Origin of the sequence: Paenibacillus sanguinis 2301083 = DSM 16941 (assembly GCF_000374825.1) — a bacterium.
Classification (GTDB): domain Bacteria; phylum Bacillota; class Bacilli; order Paenibacillales; family Paenibacillaceae; genus Fontibacillus; species Fontibacillus sanguinis.
The window spans coordinates 1-16,761 of sequence record NZ_KB895380.1; the positions used below are offsets into that span (position 1 = coordinate 1).

The 16,761-nt window shown below is 49.4% G+C and carries 8 protein-coding genes; 2 read left to right on the forward strand and 6 right to left on the reverse strand.

Translation table 11 applies throughout. From position 1 onward, the window contains the following. Positions 1 to 323: 323 nt before the first annotated feature. Together galU and C557_RS25570 are read right to left on the reverse strand one after the other, a co-directional pair. The gene (galU, locus tag C557_RS0109505) at positions 324 to 1,199 is read right to left on the reverse strand and encodes a UTP--glucose-1-phosphate uridylyltransferase GalU (protein WP_018751628.1); all 876 of its coding nucleotides are present in this window, start codon (positions 1,197 to 1,199) and stop codon (positions 324 to 326) included. A 150-nt stretch (positions 1,200 to 1,349) separates the two neighbouring features. Continuing rightward, the gene (locus C557_RS25570) at positions 1,350 to 3,845 is read right to left on the reverse strand and encodes an S-layer homology domain-containing protein (RefSeq protein WP_018751629.1); all 2,496 of its coding nucleotides are present in this window, start codon (positions 3,843 to 3,845) and stop codon (positions 1,350 to 1,352) included. 308 nt (positions 3,846 to 4,153) lie between these two features. Between C557_RS25570 and C557_RS0109515 the strand changes: the two genes are divergently transcribed. Then, positions 4,154 to 6,415, forward strand: a complete 2,262-nt coding sequence (locus C557_RS0109515) for a helix-turn-helix domain-containing protein (RefSeq protein ID WP_018751630.1) — start codon at positions 4,154 to 4,156, stop codon at positions 6,413 to 6,415. Positions 6,416 to 6,483: 68 nt separating this feature from the next. Further along, entirely contained in the window at positions 6,484 to 8,124 is a 1,641-nt protein-coding gene (locus C557_RS0109520) for an extracellular solute-binding protein (protein ID WP_018751631.1), read from the forward strand. 138 nt (positions 8,125 to 8,262) lie between these two features. On the opposite strand, the gene C557_RS23245 is transcribed toward C557_RS0109520, so the two are convergent. The 4 genes from C557_RS23245 to C557_RS0109540 all read right to left on the reverse strand — a co-directional run bounded on the left by C557_RS23245 (position 8,263) and on the right by C557_RS0109540 (position 16,660). Continuing rightward, positions 8,263 to 8,466, reverse strand: coding sequence for a hypothetical protein (locus C557_RS23245; protein ID WP_018751632.1), 204 nt, complete (start codon positions 8,464 to 8,466; stop codon positions 8,263 to 8,265). Between the two features lie 653 nt (positions 8,467 to 9,119). Continuing rightward, the gene (locus tag C557_RS25415) at positions 9,120 to 11,798 is read right to left on the reverse strand and encodes a U32 family peptidase (protein ID WP_018751633.1); all 2,679 of its coding nucleotides are present in this window, start codon (positions 11,796 to 11,798) and stop codon (positions 9,120 to 9,122) included. A 667-nt stretch (positions 11,799 to 12,465) separates the two neighbouring features. Further along, the gene (locus tag C557_RS0109535; RefSeq protein WP_018751634.1) at positions 12,466 to 15,219 is read right to left on the reverse strand and encodes a DUF5704 domain-containing protein; all 2,754 of its coding nucleotides are present in this window, start codon (positions 15,217 to 15,219) and stop codon (positions 12,466 to 12,468) included. A gap of 508 nt (positions 15,220 to 15,727) precedes the next feature. Next, entirely contained in the window at positions 15,728 to 16,660 is a 933-nt protein-coding gene (locus C557_RS0109540; RefSeq protein WP_018751635.1) for a copper amine oxidase N-terminal domain-containing protein, read from the reverse strand. Positions 16,661 to 16,761: the final 101 nt, after the last annotated feature.

Consider the following 16,761-nt stretch of genomic DNA (forward strand, 5'->3'; position numbering starts at 1 on the left):
CCTCCCCAGATAAGAACGCCATCTTTCCGCCCGTGCCTGCCCAAGTCTACGGCTACAGCCCTTGGCAGCTTTGGATTTCGTCATGTATTGGTGACTCATCCGACTGCGACCGCCTCCAATTGGATTCGTGTACCTCAGGCCGTGCTTTTGCCTCCGGCTTCCTTCAGATTCCACCTCACGGTGGACACCCTTGCCCTTGGCTAACGGTAGGCGCTTGCCAGCCCCCGCTCGGGACTTTCACCCTAGAGATGACGCCCATGCTGGGCGTACAATCAAAAACGGCCCTCCGCATAGGAGAGGCCGTTTTTTAAAATTAAAGTGTATTATTTGACCACAGGCTTCAAAATATCCGTCATATAACGAATGAGTTCATCCCGCAGCTCTGGATTTTCTAAAGCATAGTGAATCGTTGTTTTGATGAAGCCCAGTTTCTCCCCAACATCATGACGTTCCCCGTCAAAATGATAGGCCAGTACCCGCTCCATTTCGCCAAGTGTTGAAATCGCATCCGTCAACTGGATTTCTCCATTCACCCCAACTCGTTGCTGTTCTAATATATCAAAGATAGCCGGAGTTAAAATGTATCTGCCCATAATGGCCAGGTTGGAGGGAGCGGTTCCTATCTCGGGCTTTTCAATTAGTTGATTAGCCAGATATACCCGTTCCTGTATAGCCGTAGGATCGACAATTCCGTAACGAGATACTTCACTGCTCTCAACTGGCTGTACACCAACGATAGAAGCCTGATGTTCATCATAAACCTGAATCATCTGTTTTAAGCAGGGAACCTCGGATTCAACAATATCATCGCCAAGTAACACCGCGAACGGTTCATAGCCAATAAATTTACGGGCGCACCAAATCGCATGACCCAAGCCCTTGGGTTCCTTCTGCCGAATATAATGAATGTCGGCCATATCTGAGGATTTGCGCACCTCTTTGAGAAGCTGAAATTTCCCCTTCTCATGCAAATTGTGTTCCAATTCAAACGAGGTATCAAAATGATCCTCAATCGCCCGCTTACCTTTACCCGTGACGATAATAATATCCTCGATCCCGGAAGCCACAGCTTCCTCTACTATATATTGGATAGTGGGCTTGTCCACGATTGGCAGCATTTCCTTGGGCATGGCTTTGGTCGCTGGCAGGAAGCGCGTACCCAGCCCTGCTGCCGGGATAATGGCCTTGCGAATTTTCATACAACGATCTCCTCATTTCAGGATTGTCCAATGGCTGCTGTCATTATATCACATCCCCCTGGGCGCCTGTAATTATGATATGTGAAAAAGCGGACCGGAGAGAAACTCCGAATCCGCTACAGCTTATTTTATGCGTAATAAATAGGCCAACTATTGAACAGTCACATGCGCCATGATCCGATCCTGTTCATAAGTGAGCTTAACGTTATACCCCTCAGCAGTGACAGCATCAAACTCACCTTGAACAGCCTTGGCTGTCGCCACCACCATATCCCGGGAGCCTTCCAGCTTATCGTTAGAAAAGTCCAGCTTCAGTGTTCCGCCGTTAACTTGCAGTGTGCCGCCGATTTTCAACGTACTATCGGCGTTGACTACAAGCGTGCCAGCTTCCACGCGAACATCGCCTGTGCCAAACGCAGTCGCAGATTTAGCCTCCAGCGTTCCTGCTTCCAGCACGGTTCCGCCGCTGTAGCTGTTATCTCCGGTCAAGGTCAGTGTTCCGTTGCCCTTCTTCGTCAGCCCGCCGCTGCCGGAAATATCATTTCTCCACCAGTCCTGCGCATTGAAGCGCCCTTTGGAAGCGTCCATATCTACCGTTACATGGTCCCGGAACGCCCCGTAGCCATCTGCTGCCGTTACCAGGTCGATTCGGCCCCAACCGCCGGACTCGTCCAGCACAGGGTAACCTGAGTCAATGGAGGTAGTATATAATACCTCTCTGCGCTGCTCATCGGTCAAATACGGCTGGCGGGTCTCCAACAGTGCTTCTGCGCCTTCAGGAACGACAGGCTCCAGCCCCTTTGTTCCTGTTTGTGGCAGGCCGTAAGTCAGCTTCGCCCGATAGAAGGCTTTGTTGGCGTCATGATCTTCCCATTTTTTCTCATCATATGCGCTCTTGAAGGTATAATCCTCGGTGACCGTATGCGCATATTCATACAGGCTCATTCCATGTTCCTGAGCCAATTTGCCAAAGACCTCGCCTGCATTCGCATAGGCCTTCTCCAGCACTTCCTTGTTCTCTGGCTTGTTCAGCGCATAGGCCGTCATCGCGGTCGCCTGGATTCTCGCGCCAATCACATCCAGCGGTGAATGCATTCCGGTGACGATGCGGTTTTCTCCCATTTGGGCTGCTCTGGTCAAAAATTCAGCATATCGTTCCGGCGTCGCGTAAGCAAAGGCAAATGTAGTCAGGTATGCCGCACTAGTATGTCCACTTGGATAGGCTCCGTCCTTCCCCCGACCGTCTTCAGCAATTCTTCTTACATAGCGTAAAGCAGGAATTACCTCAACCTTGGTCTCATATTGCTGATAATGCTTCTCTCCCGTTGACTTTTTCCCTCCAGAGGCCAAGGGCTCCTCTGTCTTCTCCCCTTCACCCAGGGTTTCCCATACCGCTACTCCCTGTTCGTTAACAACCTCTACAACCTCGCCCTTGGAATTCATTCTCCAAGGTCTTGGAGAAGAGAAGAAATATTTAGAAGGATTGGAGGAGGCCGGTGTCTTAAAGCGAATCAAATCGACCAAGCCAACCATATCCGCAAGCTCCGAATTAGCCCAATCCTTGCCCAACCCTTGACTTTCATCCTCCACCGTCTCTTCGGTCAATACAATATTCATTTCATCAATGCTGCGTTCCACACTTGTCATTGGCTTGATAATATCCACATAGGTATTAGCCAGGGGACCAAAGGCATCCATCATACTATAGATTTTATCTCTCTGATCATCATAGTAGGCGGCAAGAGCCTCTTCATCGGTGCGATTTTGCGTAACATCCTCCACATATTTAATATTGGCCACCCATGCCGCTTGATTTCTGATCTCTTCCTTGGCATAGGTCTTCTTATCGGCAACTTTGGCCTTGGCATCATTTTTATAGCCATCAAAATAAGGAGTTGGTCCATCTCCATATTTGGCAACCTTGCCATTCGCCCCTTCCTTGGTTAACGCCGTTCCATCTCTCCAATCCGCCTGATTCATCGACCATATCTGATCAAAACCGTCTAGAATTTGAACAAACGGATTAGTGGCAGCGATATTCTTCAAAGTATCGTCATCCGCGTTCGCTCCATGCCGAATAGCCGATAAAGACCCTTGACCTTCAACCATCCCATTCGCATCCACCGCATGAACTAATGCAACAACAGCCTCGGCGCGAGTCATAGACTGCAAAGGCTTGAAGCTGCCATCCTTATAGCCTGCAAGCAAATTTTTTGCTACAACTGCACCTACAGCCCCCTTGCTCGACGCTGCGATGGAACCAGCATCCGTAAACACATCGGCGGCTCCCTCATTCTCTTCCAGGTTCATCATACCGGCGATGATCCGGGCTGCCTCCTGACGTGTTAAAGGCGCCTGTGGCTTATTCGTCTGATCCGCATAACCATTCGTATTGCCAAAAGCGCGATTCACCAAGCTCATGAACTCCGCTCTCGTAATAACCTTGTCCGGTCTGAAGGAATGATCCGAATATCCGCGCACCCATCCCTCATTCATCCAGGCCTGTATCTTGGCCTCTGCCCAGTGTCCCTTAATATCAGAGAATGAAACCTCCCGATCGACTGCCAAGGTTTGACCCGCAAAAGTTGGACTGGCCATAGATAACAACAAAAGAGCTGCCAGTGATTTTTTCCATGATATTCTCATAACTGCAACAACACGCTCCCCTTCTCACAAATAGTTTACGGCGTTACTTTAGCATCCGGGGGCGTCTGGCAGCTATAGAACAAATTCCGCTTTATATCAAATTCGTACGTTCTGTCCCTTGATCTACAGAGAAAATCTGACGAATAATACATTCGTAAAATGGAGTGTAGATGTTTGTAAAAAAACATTAACATGAGGTAAATTTTTATTCGGTAGTTTGTTAAATTTTGATCAAGCTGATTTGGCGTCACAGCGCTATTGTATAATGATGAAGTCATCTGGAAGCCAACAAAGAAGGAGGATACAAGATGCAGACGCCCTTCCAGTCAGTAAAATTCAGGATGGTTTTCTCCTATCTCACTATCGTTCTTGTCATTGCGCTTCTGTTCGGTTCGGTCCTCTATCTCTTCTTTTCTCATCAGTACAGGAAAGAACTTCGTATCAACAAGCAAGTCATGTTAAAGGGCACCGTCAATTATATGGAGAGCTCCGTCATCGAGCGAGTTAATCAGATCTATCTGTCTCTGGCCTTGGGTGGCCCTGTCAATATCGATATAAATAGCTTGAAAGGAAATCACAGCAAAATCCTGGATATCCAGCAGATGCTTAATCATCAGGTGCAGAGTCATGCTGATTTGATTCAGGCTATTCATGTATACGACGCGGAAAATCACTTCATGATTTCTTCGGTGTATGGGCTGCTGCTCTACGAGAATATGCCAGCAACAACGGATTATAGGGCTGATTGGATTACTGCCATGAAAGAGACAAAGGATAGCTCCTTATGGATGCCAACACGCCTGGTGCCTCAGGATGCTTATACAAGACTGTCTGAACAAAGCATGCTGAATCCGTTAATCACCTATGTTCACAGCTATCCGTTCCAATCCTCAGGACAAGAAGGTAAAGTCTTGATTGCTATTGATATCAAGGAATCGGCGATCAGTCAGATCATGAAGGATATGCTGCCAACAGACTATGAGGGCACATTTATTGTAGACCAGGATGGAACCATCCTGTCTGCTGCCGACAAGTCTTTGCTGGGGACTCCCTTGAAGAAGAATTTCGCACGATCAGAAAAAAGCCATGTTATTTCCAAAGAGCCATTCATGGGGAACAACTGGACCATATACACCAAGACGCCTAACAAGAGCTTTTATACTAAAATAGATAACTTGAAGACCGCTTCACTCCTTCTTTGCTTGTTGGCTGTCCTGGTCGGCATTGCCATGTCATCCATCTTCACCGCCGCCAGCTACAGTCCTCTAAGACGCATTCTAAATAATATCAAGAGCCGGACCAACAGCCAGGACAGTTTACGGCAAAATGAATACCGATTCATTGATTCCGCGATCGACAACCTGTCCAATAAAGTCAATAGTCTGGAGGAGACCCTGCAAGCCAATCATAAGATTATCAAGCATAACATTATTCTTAATATGTTAAATAACCGGTTTACAGCCGAGGAACTAACAGAGCAGCTCCAGTCCATTCATGTCTCGACAGCTTATGTCCGCTTCCGTTGCATCGTGATCGACCCTGTCAGTGAGAAATGGAAGGAGCTGCAGCCCCGGCAGCTGCAGCACACGTTGTACAGCATGATTGACCAGTTGGAGACCGCAGAATTCGGTGGAACCCGGCTGCTTGCCGAAGAATTGCAGGATCACAAAATAGCGGTCGTTATCTGCACCAACCAACCCGAAGAGCCGCTTACCCATCAGATTGCAAGCTTCATTCTTTCCGAGGTGAAAAGCAGGTTCGGTCTTGAATTTGTCTTAGCGTTAGGGAGCTGGGTAGCGCAACCGCTGGAGATACACACCAGCTATCGTGAAGCCAGCAGTTTGATTCAATACAGCTACTTTCTATCTGATCCTTCGGTCATTCAAGACCTCAAGCTGCTAGGCAGAGAAACCAGCCATCTGGAAATGCCGGACTCCTACCTTACGAACTATGAGAAGAAGCTGCAAGCCCGAGATTTAGCGGGGACGGTTCAGGCCATTCAGGAGATTGTACAAACGTTGAAGGAGGATATGTATTCTGCAGAATATAGCCGCATCATTTTGTTGAAGATGGTGTCCATCTACGCTGACTGTATCAATCAAGTGCGCCTGCAGCCTGCCGAGACAAGCTCTATGAATTTATATAAGCAGTACATGTCGTTCTATCATATTGACCGATATGCGGAATGGATGATTCAGCAGGTAACCGAATTTATCCGGCAGATGGAGAAGCGAAGCGAGGCCAGAAACATCGACACCATCTCCGCCGTCAAGGCCTATGTGCAAGAGCATCTATCGGAAGATCTCACCCTGGAGCATGTATCGGAGCAAGTATTTATCAGTCCGAAGTATCTCAGTAAAATGTTCAAGGAAGAAACCGGCATCGCCTACTCCGAATATGTTACGAATCAGCGGATGGAGCGAGCGCGTGAGCTGATGTTGCACCGGGAATTTACCGTTGAGCAAATCGCCAATACGGTCGGCTATCGCACCCCTGCCTATTTCATTAAACGATTCAAGGAAATCCACGGCTGCACACCCAAGCATTTTATGCGCAGCCTGATGAATTAATAAGCTTACTGACCTCTCCCTGCTATGATGGAGCAGGTTTTATCATTCAACATAAGGAGGTAGCCGCCATGAACCTTAAACTAACAAGAATCCTGCTCCTGCTGATCACGGCGCTGCCTCTGATTGCATTTACTGGCGGGTGTTCCGTTTCAGAGCAGGCAGGAGATCAAGTCCAGCCCCGAAACCCCGCCGCCAGCTCCGGGAAGACTGCAGCCGAGCCGCCACGCTATACGATTTCATGGACGATGCATCAAAATGTGCCGGTTCCTGAGAATGCCGAGATGCTGACTTATGTTGAGCATTTATTTAATGTCGACCTGGACGTTTGGAATCTGCAGAACAACCGCTATGAGGAATTGCTGGACTTGAAGCTGGCCCAGGGCCAAATCCCAGACCTGTTCCGAATCAGGCAGCCCCAGGATTTGCTTAAATATCAAATGCAAGGGGTATTGGCAGAAATTCCAGTGCAGCTGCTTAAGCAGCACGCGCCTGACATTGTAGAGCGAATCCGTGAGTTTAATCCACGTTATCTGGATTACGGACAAATCGACGGCAGCTTGTATGGCATTCCGGTCATTAATTCCACCAATGTGTATCGAGTTCCTGTCGTTTATCGAGAGGACTGGCTAAAACAGCTCGATCTGGAGGTTCCGGAGACATTAGATGAGCTGGAGAACGTATTATACGCCTTTGCTAAAAAGGATCCCGATGGCAATGGGAAGCAGGATACGTATGGTTTGTCCAAGGAAGGCATGAACGTCGTGTTTGGCGCTTTTGGACAAGCTGTTTTTACGGAGCAGTTGTATTTTAATCGCAAAAATGATCAGCTTGTGATCGGTGCTGTAGAGCCTGAGATGAAGGAGGCGCTAGCTTACTTGCAAAAGTGGTACAGGGACGGGATCATTGACCCTGAGTTTATCACAGGGGAAAATAAAGGCGGCTATAAGCATTTATCGCATGCCTTCATCAATGGCAAAATCGGGATGACCTCGATGGGCAACTATTACCATTGGATTCAAGAGGGAGACTACCAGGTTCTTAATGAATACGGTCAAGAGGTCCCGATTGAAGCCTCGTTTAACGTAGCTGAGCTTCTAAAGAAGAACCCGGCTGCCGATATTGTATTTGGCTCTCCAGTAATTGGCCCTGAGGGGCATAGCGGTTCAAAGGCTTACAATTTGCTGATGAGCTTCATGGCTATCGGAGCAAATGCTGTGAACGAGCCAGGAAAGCTGGAGCAGATTCTTGAGATACTGAATGATGTCAGTGCCAATCCCGACCCCGTGGAACAGATCAAAATGGAATATGGTCTCCCGGGAAAGCACTGGGACTGGAGCGATGCAGACTCAAGGGAGTTCCACCTGCTATCTCCCTATAAAAGTATGGATAACTACACCAACCTGATCGGCTCCCGTATCGGTATGGAGGTTCCAGGCTCGGGTCTGGATCGGCGGGAGAAGTGGGCTGCCTCCATGGGCCTGGAGGAGCATGGTATTTATAATCTTCTGGAAGTGGCCACTCCTTCCCTGATTCAATACTCATCCGAATTGATCCGTATGAGAGATAAGGCGTACATTTCCATCATCACCGGCGATCAGCCTGTCGAATACTTTGATACCTTTGTGAATGAGTTTATGGAGGCAGGCGGAAGACAGATCCTGCATGAAGCTAATGAGTGGTACAAGCCCCTGAGCACCGCCTCCCGGTAAATCTCTGCATTGACAGATTGCCAGCTATACGGCTGGCTATTCATTGTAATCGCAAGAAGGGTGGACCCGGAATAGCTCCGAATCCACCCATAAATCTGACCTGACTTTATCTATTTCGTTTTCCGTTATTTCGAACCATTAATGACTACGCCATTTCCCTGACACTCTTGTCCACCAAGGCTGCTCTTCTTCCAGAAACAGTGGCGGACGATCCAGATCCGGGGCAGGCAATCGATGCTCATTGCCAAATTCGATCTTGCGATACTCGTGCTCACCGTCCAGACCTAATCGGCCATGAATCCGGGTTACAGCTGATTGCATTTCGAGGAATCCTTCAAACATCACGATCACCCTCCTGGGAATGTCGAGCGATACTCTCAGACTGCCTCTTGCAACATTTTTAATGGATGACCCTAACTTACTTGCCTCATGGCTGGATGTTCAAGCAGCACCTCATCACACGGTTCTACCTTCACCAGCCATTTATGCAATCTGCCAGGATCGCTCTTTAATTTTGTTTACGTTTACATTATATCATATTGGAATGGTTTGATGCAGCCTGGAGGCTTGATTTGGCGCCTTTTCATGCCATCTTCACAAACCCTCCACATGTTGTCCTCATTGGAAAAACGAGTGTCTTTGCCAGGTGCATCTTTTGTGCCTGCGTCACGAAAAAGAGTCTTTATGGGCCGGCATTTTCGGCCATAAAGAAGGCTCAAAACGAAAATCAATGCTTGTCATGTGGACGATGAGGCGCTGCGGGTTCGTAGGGTTCTTCCGATCGCTATTGTTCATGGATTTTCCTGATTCAATAAATTCTTATAAGGTTGAAATCCACTCGCAAAGGCGACCAAGCGTAGGCTTTCGATGTAGCTTTCTTTCAGAAAGCTTTAAGTTTCTCCAGAATCCCTACGACCCTCCGCTCTGTACATCCCTGTTGGCAAGCACTGATTTTTAGATTGAGCCATAAAGACTCTATCATTATGCATACCTATCTATTTCACCAGTTGTCCACGGGTAACGCCTAGCTGATTAGTTGCTTTCAATGTTTTCCACACCTGGGTGCCGCTAATTTCACCACGTAACGCCCGGTTGTACAAATCAATAACCTCATGCACCTGCTCCGGTGTTTCTTCCAGGAACTCTACCCGGTAACGAGAAACACCCAGCTCCAGAAAATGACTCAAATATTCCGCACCCGATTGCTCAATCGCATTGTACACCGTATTACGGCAGCCTTCATCCACACGGACCGGGTGGGACATACCGATACGATCCTGCAACGAAGCCCGCTGCTCCTCGCACGGACGACCGCAGTTTGTGTAATTCGTCCCTTCGCTGAGAAAGGTACAATACACACAATGCTCGGTGTGGAACATCGGCAAGTGCTGATGGATGACAATTTCCATCTCACCCGTCGGGCTAACCTCCAGCAGGTCTATCATCTGCTGAATATTAAGATCATAGGATGGCGTTACGAGGTCACAGCCGGCTTCCAGGAACAGCTCCGCTGCCTTGTGATTGGCGATATTAAGCGAAAAATCGCCGATCAATTGCGGGTGCTGCGCAGACGGATTCTCCTGCCGATGACGCAGATAATAATAAAGCGCCCCAGTGTTGCGCACCAGTACCGCGTCTGGCGCAAGACGCAGGATATTGTTGTGGTAGCCGTTCTCGCCCGGCATATGGATGCGCGGCGTAGCCAGCGCAATACGCTTGCCCGCGGCCCGAACGGCCTCCACTGCTGCCGGGAACTGCTTGATAAACTCGAAGTCGGCGTAGACCCAGGATACGCCGGCTTCCAGCGCAGCCTGCACCTGCGGCAGGCTGCGGCACAGCGCGGTGAGCTCTGCTTCACCGCGCGAACGCGGCGCGCGGCGCGTGCCTGCGGCAGCGCTGGCGCCAGCCGGCGGAGCAGCTACGCGCGCTCCGCCCTGACCAGCGTCGGCTTCGCCAGACGCTGCGTGCCCCTCGGCGCGGAGAGCTCCCGCGCCGGGCCCAAAGCCCCCGTCCAGCACGGGGGCTTGCTCCAGCGCTGCCCCGCCCGTGGCGGGGGCAGCAGCCCCGGCCGCCCGCGTCCACACGGGCGGCTTCGGCCGCTCGGCAGCGAGCAGCTCCACCGCGCGCCGGCGGATGCCGTTCAGCTCTCGCATCGGCAGGATCACGTCGCCATGCAGCTCCGCATCCAGCTTCTCGAGCTGGAACACCGTGCCGCCCAGACGCCCTAACTGCTCTTCGAGCAGGGCAGCGTCCATCGGCCGTTTTTGCGCGATCTCGAGCTCCAGCTCCGAGTCCACACGCACCGTCGTCCCCTTCTGCATATCGGTCCAGAAGGTGGAGAGCAGCCCCCCGGCATGGCCTACGGCCCGCACATGCACCGGGAACACCCGGTACGGCTTCTCCGTTTCATAGGTCTGACGCAGCCGCTTGTCCAGCGCCGGATCGCTCGTTTTCCAGATGCGATCACCTACATGCACACGGCGTAAATCCACATCATTCCGGCCCGGCACAATATCGATGATCCAGCCCTCCCCGGCTTCGCCCTCCTGCTTCACCCCTTGGCGACGCCAGTCGTACACACGCCCGCCTTCTTCCTTTTTCGTCGGGTCCCCGGCATCAAACACAATCCCGTCCCCCCGCTTCAGCGGAGCCTCAAGCTTGCAGACCACACCATCGCGCAGCACCTTCTCCACCCGTCCAAGATAAACACCACGACTTTTCGGAAATGTGCCCTCGACCAGCTGCTTGTTGTTCGTCCCTTCCAGGAAGCCATGCGTAAACCCACGCGAGAAGCTCTGCTGCAGCTCACGAATCTCTTCCTTTGAAGGCCGCGCATCATCACCATCAAAATACAGATCAATCGCTTTACGATACTTGCTCACCACGTTGGCCACATACTCCGGACTTTTCATCCGACCTTCGATTTTAAAAGAAGTCACGCCCGCTTCAATCAGCTCCGGCATAATATCGATGGCGGCCAGGTCCTTAGGGGACAACAGATAAGCCACATCGCCCATCGGCTTCTGCTCGCCATCCACGATCAGATCATAAGGCAAGCGGCAAGCCTGCGCGCACTCGCCACGATTGGCCGAGCGACCGCCCCACATCTCCGAGGTCAGGCACTGACCCGAGTACGAAACGCACAGCGCCCCATGCACAAAAACCTCCATCGGCAGCTTCGCCTGCTCCCCGATCACCTGAATCTGCTTCAAATTATTTTCCCGGCCCAGCACCACACGCTCCATATTCCAAGGCTTGACGAACTCAACCGCCTCCGGCGATGTAATCGTCATTTGCGTTGACCCATGAATCGGGAAGTCCGGCGACAGCTCGCGGATCAGCTTGACCAAACCCAAATCCTGTACAATGACCGCATCCACACCGCTATCGATACACACCTCGATCAATTCCTGAGCATCGCGCAGCTCATCCTCAAAGACAAGAATGTTAAACGTCAGGAAGCCCTTGACCCCATAGCTATGCAAAAAAGCCATGATTTCAGACAGCTCATCCATCCGAAAATTGTTTGCTCTGGCACGGGCATTAAACTTCTCCACTCCAAAAAATATCGCGTCCGCTCCATTTGCCACCGCGGCCCGCATGCAGTCCCAATCGCCAGCCGGTGCCAACAGCTCTACGTCCTGTCTGGTTAATCCTGTATTACGGCTACTCATATATATCCTCCCAAGCTGGCTTTGACCAGCGTTTCATCTTTCATAAAGCTTCAAAATTAAATCATTCATTAACTTATTTATTCTAGCAGACATTGCGGACGTACTCTAGCTTTTCCAGCCATTCACCATAAAAATACTTAAAGAGGTTGTTCAAAAAGTCGTCTTCATAGGACGTAGTTGTTTAAGGAGTAAATTCGACATCGAAGCTTGAATTCAGCCGGGCCTAGTATATTGCTTCTGCAGTATGTGTCTTTCTTGCAGAAACATTTGAGTTGCTCACGTCCCCCTGCTTCCGAAGTCGTTTTCTGCGAAAACGTGCAGCTCCGCTACTGACGTCCCTGACTTCATCGAGGCTCAAGCGTTTTGAAAAGACGCACATCGAAAAGCATAAACTTTGGTCCTGTGAACCCGACTTTTTGAACTCTCATTTAAATCCACCAAGAAACATGCGCATTACACGCGAAAAAGCCCCTGGGAGCGATTGTTAATGGCTCCCAGGGGCAATACACGGATCTTTTTGTTCTAGCTTCTATAACTTTTCTAACTTATGAACATTGAACTTCCAGCCCGGCTACACCGCAGACATTAGACATTCAGCGCAGTGAAGAAGTTTCACCTCCGTTATGCAGCAATATCGCCGCATCCGGGCCTCCAGCCTCTGGTGCGCTCAATGCGTCACCATAGACCGGAAATCATCCCTGCTGGACAAGTCTGCATGATAAAACGCGACATCCCCATCCTGCAAACTGAAGTTCCGCCCATACGGGTCCAGCACCTGCCGAGCAAATCCCTCCATGTCATGCCATTGATTCATCAAAGGCCCATGAATATATTGCAGATAGGGCCGGTCAAGCTCCCCGTTTCGCACCGTTTCCACATTAAAGTTCACTACAATATAGCCATTTTTCAAAAAGATTTCCGCCCGATCCGTCAACCCTCCATGCGTACGTCCATACTCTGCTACATTCGTTCCAGTCGGTACGGCAAACAATTCTGCCGGCAGGCTGTATTCTCCATACCATTTCTGAACGGCTGCATTGGCCCGCGCCAGGTCTACCGTTGCCGGAATTTCCGACTTTGGCCCAATCAGCGTCCGTACGCCCTCGGGCAACCGCAGCAGACTCAAGCTTCCTACCGCTGTCTCCCGAATGGCTTGCCGCTTCATAAAGTTCTGCACGAACTGGCTCCGCCCGATCCCAGCCACCTGACTAAACGTATACTCATGATCATACTTATACAGCGCTGTGTCTCTCAGTTCTTCCTCCGGTACATTTCGCAGCCGCTCATTCAAAATCACGTACCGTTTCACCTGATCTGATGGAGAACCAATCCGCACATAACTCCGGCTCCCGGTGTGATAATACAAATCCACCGCTTGTCTCGCTCCACTGTCCCCGTCGACAAAATGAAAGCTTGGAGTTATCACAATTTGATCCTCCAAATCAAACATATTCCCCTTCGTCTTCAGATCAAATTTGAAATGATAACCGGTTTTGATGACAGCATTTTTATAGAGCGGATGGCTGCCCGGGCGGATTGGCAAGGTGTACCGCTCTTCGTTCCCCCGTAGCGCCCCATCGATTCCATTTAAACCTACCCAATACGAGACTCCTGTAGGCGTACTGCTACCATTCTCTGTCCGGAATACGCGCTCCCAATTATAGTCGGCGATGTCGGTAATCCGGAAATCATAAACCCGTCCGATCGCATCCACGGGCACGGTATCATAGGCGATATGATGCTTCAAATTCAAGTTGGCATTCTTCTGGTGAGATGCGCCCGAAGGAGCATTATGCGCAATCGTCCGGAACTCCACATCGTAAAAGCCTTCGTCTACCCAAACCGGAAGGAAAAACTTGAACGACTCCTTGGCCTTATCTACTTCAATCCAGGTGTTTTTCGGATAGAAGGTAGATTTTGTGCTGTCGTACACGTCAAATGGAAAGCGCACCTGCTTGCTGCCAATATATTTCAGATAGTTGCGGTTACCGTAACCCAGGTAATTCGTATGCTGTCCGCTGTTTGGCATCTCTACCGTAAACGAACGATCCAGGATAATCGCGGAGCGCCCTGCCACTGGCTTGGTCTTCTGATTATGCGCCTTGTCGTTTGAAACGCTCGGATAGATCACCACTGGCGTATGCACCGTTACCGAATTGATTCCGTAGATGGGAAAGCTTTTATCACTGTCTTCATCCGTACTCCCGTCCAGGATGGTGTAATAAATCGTTCCGCTGCTCGGTTGATCCGCTTTATTCATTTTACTGACCGGGATCAAATGGTTAGCGCTGTACAATACATTTTTATCAATAAGACCCGCTCCCGGAATTTGCCCGGGCGTAGATGGTTGCTCCACCCAGTCATCCTTCATAATCGTCTGGCCGGCAAATTCCAGAAAATCATTCCGCACCAGCAGCTTGGGAGCCTGTCTACTGGCTGCCTCCTGCATTTCCCTTTGCTCATCCCGATTGTTCTCAATATCCGGACGTTCATTTCCTCCATCCACACTTTTCTTCCTCAACTCAATGGTCTTGATGGGAGGGATGTCCATATGGGTAGAGTGAGAGGCTAACGCAAACTCCGGCGGATCATAACCTTGGGGCAAAATGGAGATTCCACCGCCCTCAAAGGCATAGTTCAGCAAGGCTGCCCGGGCTATACCATATACCTGGAAATCCTCTACCGACCAGTAAGCATAAGGTTTTGTTACCTCAACCTCATCCTTCCATGTGATCTCCTCCGATTTATACCTATAACCGACGCCAAATACATATTCTGTCCAATACAGCAAAAAGTCTCTTTTTACGGGCACCGTAAAGGTACATGTTCCCACCATCTTTGTATATTCATAGTTATATAAATATTGTTTAGTCTTTACATTGCCGTATAGACTCTCCGAGGTAGGAATGCCATCCAGTACGTTGAATTTCTCTCTGCCCCGTGCATCCGCTCGAATCACCGCACTAACATTAGGATCAAAATCCTCGCCCACCATAGACTGCTCTGGCCTAGGATTTGTACATTTTACATCCGGCTGCTCTTCCCCATCCTTTTCTTCGTAGTAGAAATTAACATAGTACGTTGAAAAATCACCGTTGTATGTAAATCCTGGGGGATCACCTGTGGATTCGCTAGGCCCACCAGTCGGCACCTGATCAATCCGCTTTTGATACCCCTTGTACAGATAGTTTGAAGGTTCCGTTCTATGCGTATAGGCGTAAGACTGGCCTTTCACCAGTTTTTCCGTTCGATTCTTAAAGCCATCCACCCCATTCAGGGACTTTCCTGTTGTGGTGAAATACTTAATGATTGCCTGGCCTTCCTCGGGTTCCAGTTCAATCGTCAGCATGGAAGGAAAGTAGTAGCGGTAGCCAATAACGCCGCCCCCCAGGCCACCACCGCCTTCTTCTGTTATATCCATTCCCGCATTTCCTGGATTTTTGGTCGTTAAAGTCCCTTTGACCTGAACTGTAAAAGAGACGGAACTTCCGTTATTTTTCAGAGTTAGAACTCCTGATCGGATAGAATTAAAATTATCACTCATGAAATATTCCATGTCAGCCCATTTCATTGAGTTGTACCGCGATGTATTCCATATATTTAAACCATTATCCCAATCGCCAGGATCTCTGAATCTAGTTACTTGCACACTCTTTATCTTTCGTCCAGGAAAATCAAAGGAATAAGGGAACGTTATATTTACTGACCCTCCTGGGCTACCATCACCTGTCCAGGTTACTCCGTCCGATCTACGCCAAATATCTGAACTAAATAATGCAACAAAATAATATCTATTAGGGTTATTCTTATCTTGAGTAGTTGGTAATGTGCCGGCCGCTTCCACCCTTGGAGGAAGTGCGAAGATACTTACTACTACTAGAACAGCCAAAATGATCATTGAAATCCGCTTTAGCATTGGAACTCTCCTCTTATTTAAACGGATTCTCAATGACCGTTAAAGCATTAGAAGACATAGCTACCACAATATATTCAACCTGTGCTAGTTTGAAATTTTTAAAATTCGGGTCGATATCTACATCATGGCCACTTCTGACCGCATAGGTCAAAGTACGAGTTTTATCTGTATTAGTTACTGAAAGACTTGTTCTAGGATTTCTCGATCTTGCATCAAATTGAGAACCAAGAAAAACTAAATTAGGACTACCATCTGAAGCATGTATTTTCAATCCTTCGATGCTTCCCTGTTTGACTGGCCATATGTCATAAATCACCCGATCCCCAATCTTTAGGGGGAGCTGATCCGCTTTAATCACGTTGACAGTAGTGTACTTTGTTCCCTCAACACTTGTTAAAACCCAGGTATGATCACCAATCAACTTAGTGAATTCACTAATAGGTACATTCTTCACCCCTGCCTCTTCCGGGCTCGGAATTTCCTTCTTTCCTACCCAAACCCAATTTGCGGCCTGGTCCCATTCCACGGTTTCCCCCAGGTTTTCGCTAACAAAACGCAGTGGCACATAGGTACGCCCTTTGACCGCCTTGGCTACCGTGTCCATCGTCACCGCGCGCCCGTCTACCGTGGCCTGCTTGCTACCGATGGCGAGCACGATTGATTTGTTGTCCTTGGTATAGGTCACCTTTTTCCCAGACCTGTCATACTCCACATTAGCTCCAAGTGCTTCGCCAATTCCCCGAAGAGGCACCTGTATACGGCCATTTTCCGATACTGGATCACCACCCTGAAACTTCACCTTACGTCCATCCACAAGTACAGCCAGTTTAGGACTGCCCACGATGGCTTCTTTTGCACCCGCTGTCTGGAGGTATTGTACTTGCGGAGCTGCTCCTAACCCCATTCCCAACGCACCACATAGCATTAAAATGACCAGCTTTTTCATCCCCATCACTCCCACACATTTTGCTGATTTCCTTCACGTCCTTAACGGATCCAACTCCTCAGATATTCGCCATCCTCTTTCCTTCACCCTCCTTTCTTCTC

Coding starts and splice junctions, on each gene's coding strand:
- galU (WP_018751628.1), bottom strand. CDS start 1,199: ATGAAAATTCGCAAGGCCATTATCCCGGCAGCAGGGCTGGGTACGCGC.
- C557_RS25570 (WP_018751629.1), bottom strand. CDS start 3,845: ATGAGAATATCATGGAAAAAATCACTGGCAGCTCTTTTGTTGTTATCT.
- C557_RS0109515 (WP_018751630.1), top strand. CDS start 4,154: ATGCAGACGCCCTTCCAGTCAGTAAAATTCAGGATGGTTTTCTCCTAT.
- C557_RS0109520 (WP_018751631.1), top strand. CDS start 6,484: ATGAACCTTAAACTAACAAGAATCCTGCTCCTGCTGATCACGGCGCTG.
- C557_RS23245 (WP_018751632.1), bottom strand. CDS start 8,466: ATGTTTGAAGGATTCCTCGAAATGCAATCAGCTGTAACCCGGATTCAT.
- C557_RS25415 (WP_018751633.1), bottom strand. CDS start 11,798: ATGAGTAGCCGTAATACAGGATTAACCAGACAGGACGTAGAGCTGTTG.
- C557_RS0109535 (WP_018751634.1), bottom strand. CDS start 15,219: ATGGATATAACAGAAGAAGGCGGTGGTGGCCTGGGGGGCGGCGTTATT.
- C557_RS0109540 (WP_018751635.1), bottom strand. CDS start 16,660: ATGAAAAAGCTGGTCATTTTAATGCTATGTGGTGCGTTGGGAATGGGG.